This is a genomic window from Acinetobacter legionensis (assembly GCF_048551735.1).
Classification (GTDB): Bacteria; Pseudomonadota; Gammaproteobacteria; order Pseudomonadales; family Moraxellaceae; genus Acinetobacter.
Map to the genome: position 1 here is coordinate 1 of NZ_JBIMBV010000045.1, position 4693 is coordinate 4693.

Consider the following 4693-nt stretch of genomic DNA (forward strand, 5'->3'; position numbering starts at 1 on the left):
CACCATTTGCACGACCAGCTAACAACTCATCAGCAAGTTCAATCACTTTACCTGGTAATGGAATATAGCCATCCAACCCAACTTTAAATGTGACAGTGCGAGTTTCAAGTTGTTCTGTTTTTAAAGCCCATTGGCCAGTACGTTGTGCTTGCCCTTCTGATGTACAGCCCCATGCTTCTAGTTCTAATAAGCGTACTGCTTTAGCCTCTGCAATTGATTTTTCATCACGCACAAAAACATATTCAGTCTTATAGCGATTTTGCGGATTATCCCAAGCAACTTTGACTGCATTATGCCGATCCCGTGCACGTGTACCGGTGTAATTAATACCAAGAGCGCCATCAATAATATTGGCAGATGTATAGGTAAACATCGTATCTTGTGGCAAATCAGCTTCACATACGATTGAATTACCATCCCAATAACTGATTGCACGAAATAAACCTGCAAGTTTGCTTAAAATATCAAAAGCAGATTCGGCACTTTGAATATACACATTACAAGTGAACCGTGGTTCTTGCTCACCTTTGCCGTCTGGCACCAACTGATCACAATATTGAGCCAAACGATACAATGACCATTTATCTATCATTGGCTCTGTTAAGCGGTTACCAAGTGCATATCGCTTATTGGTGCATAAATCGTAGTAAATCCAAGCTGGATTATTGCTATAAGCACGCTTAAACAGGCCATCCCATATCCCGATGTAAGTTCGGCTTACCGGATCATAGTTGCTTGGTACTTTGATCTTTACACCCTTTAGATCTACTGCAATTTTGGCAATATTCGAGAATGTTTCAGCATCATATTGCACGCCAATCAAGGCAGTATTTGGGTAGGCAAGTTTAAGATCGACAACTTCAGTAATGGCTTGAATATACATCTTATCGCTGACATATTCAGAGCTTGAATTCGGTGTTTTACGTGTGACTCGAATCAACCAATTATTATTGGCTTTTGGTAAGCCGATACGATGGGTACGTTCATAATTTGCTGAAGTTTTTCCTGACATTTGAGTATCAAGCATTAACTCCCATGATCCCCCATCAGTCTGCACTTCAATCGAGTAATCAATAACAATACCTGAAACATCACCGTTGCTTGGATCTTGTTGTTTTAAAGCACCAAATCTAACACGTACAATCACAGCATCAAGTGTAAGGTTGGTCACACCTTTCACCCAAGGCGTATCACTTTTAAGTTCAACACCTACAGCAGTTTCAGATGCAATACTTTCAAAACCTTCCATGTATGCCTGATCATTGGTACCTGAACGAAAATCTAGAGTGACATCTTGAAAGTTTCTTGCACCACTATCGTTTTCAACTGGTGTGTCATCAAGGAAGATTGACTTAAAGCCATTTGCTAAGCCCTCGACTTCTCCTTCACTCATGCCATATTGTAAACGTGCATAGGTTTTTGAAGCAGTGGTATCATTTGCAACTTTGGGTTGTCTTTGGCTTTGACTGCCACCTTTAGCGCCTTTTACTGTTTTAAGCATACTTTTTCCCACGCAATAAAAAAGCGCTTAATGCGCTTATATTCTTCTTGAGATTATTTCTTACCACCACTGCTGCCACCGCCTGTATAACCAGCATCAGCAGAACTAAAGGTATCTACTGCAAATTGACCAGCATTTACAATGAATCCACCGACTTCACGCTGACCATAAAGAATCGGAACTGGATTACCTTGTGCGATTGTGGTGACTGCCCCACCAAATCCAAAGTTAGATTTATTTCCATCTTGGTTTTGGTCTTGTTCATTCGCTTTTGGGGTAAGCATTTGAACAACACCACCAACAGCCATTCCAGCACCCGCACCAATCAATGCAACTTGAGCAGCCTGACCTATACCAGGTATAAATGATGCAGCAATCAGAATCGCTCCAAGCACAAGTTGAAAGACTCCACTATCACCACCAGCTCCCATAACTTTCGGAACAATCTTTATAATTGTCGCGCCAGTATCAAAATCAATCTGATCCTCAGAGATATTTTCATCATCTTGAAAAACAGCAAAGCTAAGTCCGTGTTCATGAGCGGTTAGCATGAATTGTTCAAAGCCGGGTACTTGGACTGATAGCGCTCTTACAGCTTCTCGGGTACTTTCAACAGCAAGCTTAAATTCATTACCAAACTTCTTTCCGAGTATGCCATATAATTTGATCGTTTTAAGCATTCTTATGCCTCACAATTTTAACAACACGCTCTTGCCATTGTTGCCCAAAGATTTCACGCACTGACTTTCGACCATAAGGATGATGTAGGATTAATGGTCCACCAAAACAACTCGTGCTTTCTTCTGACTTGAGTTGCCACTGATTACCAAGCCAGATCACAGCATGATTCGGGTGTTCTGTGCGGCCAACATTACACACCAACATGTCACCATACTGAGGTTCACTGACCTCATAAAATCCAGCTGCGTCTAGGTTTTCTAGATAAAGGGATTTGTGATTTTTATCTCTCCACCAATCATCTTTACGTTCAACATTTATCAACTTAATACCCAGCTCACGATGATAAAAATCACGAACAATTGAATAGCAATCTTGATATCCATGATGGTAAACACGACCAATGAGTGGGGCTTTATAGCCACAGGGTTCATAGACTTGAAAATCAACTTCAGGATATGCACAAATTACCCATGGCATTTCATGAAGTTCAATTTGTAATAAATCTAAATCAGAAGCACGTGCTGTAGCATTTGGATGTGAATGTACATAAGCTTGAATCTCACCTTGATCTTCAGCATTCGCCAAGTCTTCATGATGAATTTGAAACTGACCTTTTTCAGCGACATTGCGACAAGGTATATACGTACCAGAAACAATAACCCCGCAACATTCTGCGGGGAAACATTGTTCAGCATGAGATAAAATCGCTGCTTTGAGTTTTTTATTTAATTTCATTTTTACACCATTGAAGATGCAGGGAATCCACCAAAATGAAGCTCGTTCTCTCGGCAACGACAGCCTGATGTTCGGTAGTTACATCGATCTAAAGCTGGATTGTCTGTCGATTCATCTTTTTCAGTAAACATTGCAGAACCGATATATCCGCACTCTTCACTTCGATATTCCCAGTTGCAGTAGTTTGAGATTTGCCGCGTAGGAATTTTTAGCCCTTCGAAATCCACTGGATTAGAAAGTTCAAACGTCACTTGCTGAGCATTTTCAGAAGTCTTTTGTTCAATGAACCAAATCTGCTCGCGCTTTTCACTTGGATTAGCCGTGGCATTACCAGCACTAAAGTTTTCAGCATCGAGATATTTGGCTAATGTGGTAATGACTTTGATCTTTGCACCAGCAAAATCACCAAACTGTAAACAATATGCAGTTACCGCACCTTGAATACCTTTAATATTGTTGGCCATACTTAAAGTCGGAGCAGAAGCCTTACCATCACTTCGCATTTCTAAGCCTGATACTTGCAACGCCATTGGCTCAAAAGTCTGACCATTAAAGATAATATTGCGATGCCAGACTTTCTCATCACCAATATCAAATACTTTACCTATTAAACCTGTATCAGAACCCATCAAGCCATCTGACCCAATCGAGCTGTAAATCTTTTCCCAGTCTTCATAAGAAATATGACCATGGAAACGTAAAATGCCAGCACCTAAAGCGCTGGCATCTAATTCAAATAGTGTAATTAACCCATTAATATACAGCTTTTGAAAATCACTGTGCAGAGTCATCTTTCAATGCCTCCGAAACAGCTTGAGCCAAGTTAGTTGGCTGAAAATCTGCAGGTGTTTTTGAAATTTCAATTTCAGGCTTAGGCAATTCCTTTAAGCGAATGTCGATCCAACGACCAGCAGGAATATCACGAGGTTTTTCAAAATTCGGAACAATATCACCCGTTTCTTCATCAAACTTTTTAGCAAAGGTTTTAACTTCGATGGTGTTATCTTCAAGCTGTTGATATTGAACCGCAACCAAAACATTACCATTGGCATCCTTTGGCATTTCGATATACCAACCATCTTGTGCAAAGCCTAACGAGCCTTTAACTAAATAATCACCAACACCAAGCTTTTCAAACGTAATAGACTGTTGTTTGGCTTCATCATTTAGTTCAATTTTATCAGCATACAGACTAACGATAGGCGATGCTGCTTTAATAAAACCGTTGGGGTCAACTTGTGTATTTGCTGTTGTCTTGACGATAATTCTATCCGTGTTTTGACCAATTGTACTATCGATTACTTGCCCAATCCTAGATACGCTTATCTCACTTTGTCCCGCAGTTGGCAATCTAAGTATGCCGTTATACGCTGCTCCGAACTGCTGCCCATAAACAATTGCGGGTTGATTACCTATCGCAATAAAGCCTTTTCTCAATGCAGATAACAAAGTATCGTTAGTAACATACACTGCATTCTCACCAAGCCCAAAAGCCCCTACCTCCATTACATTGCCAGCAGCTGTACCGACATATCGACTTGCAGCATGGGTATTATTTGTGAAGTTTTCATTTACTTTTGTGCCTGTTGAGCGGAACGTGTCACCACCTGCGCCACTCGGTGCAGTGCCTAAATTAATTGTCTGGATTGTCATATTTTTCTCACTAAAAAGCCCCAGCTAGTGGGGCGTGAAGTTGATTAGATTTAAGGGTAAAAAACTTGGGTAAAGGTTGTGGAAATAGTCCAGATCATTCCACCTACTTGACTAGGTGTATAG

General features: G+C 40.6%; 5 protein-coding genes. All 5 read right to left on the reverse strand.

What is annotated here, in order from left to right; translation table 11 throughout:
- A partial coding sequence (locus ACG9ZL_RS20685) for a TipJ family phage tail tip protein (RefSeq protein WP_419361697.1) occupies window positions 1-1501 on the reverse strand: 1501 nt, incomplete at its 3' end.
- A 53-nt stretch (window positions 1502-1554) separates the two neighbouring features.
- Window positions 1555-2181: a tail assembly protein gene (locus ACG9ZL_RS20690; protein WP_419361700.1), complete on the reverse strand. Its 627-nt coding sequence runs from the start codon at window positions 2179-2181 to the stop codon at window positions 1555-1557.
- Window positions 2174-2917, reverse strand: a complete 744-nt coding sequence (locus tag ACG9ZL_RS20695) for a C40 family peptidase (RefSeq protein ID WP_419361703.1) — start codon at window positions 2915-2917, stop codon at window positions 2174-2176. The genes ACG9ZL_RS20690 and ACG9ZL_RS20695 overlap by 8 nt, the downstream gene beginning before the upstream one ends.
- A 2-nt stretch (window positions 2918-2919) precedes the next feature.
- On the reverse strand, window positions 2920-3708 hold the full coding sequence (locus ACG9ZL_RS20700) for a phage minor tail protein L (protein WP_419361706.1): 789 nt from the start codon (window positions 3706-3708) through the stop codon (window positions 2920-2922).
- Entirely contained in the window at window positions 3692-4570 is an 879-nt protein-coding gene (locus ACG9ZL_RS20705) for a phage tail fiber protein (RefSeq protein ID WP_419361709.1), read from the reverse strand. The genes ACG9ZL_RS20700 and ACG9ZL_RS20705 overlap by 17 nt, the downstream gene beginning before the upstream one ends.
- Between the last annotated feature and the right edge of the window lie 123 nt (window positions 4571-4693).

Bases quoted from the DNA above. Each gene is read 5' to 3' on its own strand.
- ACG9ZL_RS20690 (WP_419361700.1), bottom strand. From the start codon at position 2,181: ATGCTTAAAACGATCAAATTATATGGCATACTCGGAAAGAAGTTTGGT.
- ACG9ZL_RS20695 (WP_419361703.1), bottom strand. From the start codon at position 2,917: ATGAAATTAAATAAAAAACTCAAAGCAGCGATTTTATCTCATGCTGAA.
- ACG9ZL_RS20700 (WP_419361706.1), bottom strand. From the start codon at position 3,708: ATGACTCTGCACAGTGATTTTCAAAAGCTGTATATTAATGGGTTAATT.
- ACG9ZL_RS20705 (WP_419361709.1), bottom strand. From the start codon at position 4,570: ATGACAATCCAGACAATTAATTTAGGCACTGCACCGAGTGGCGCAGGT.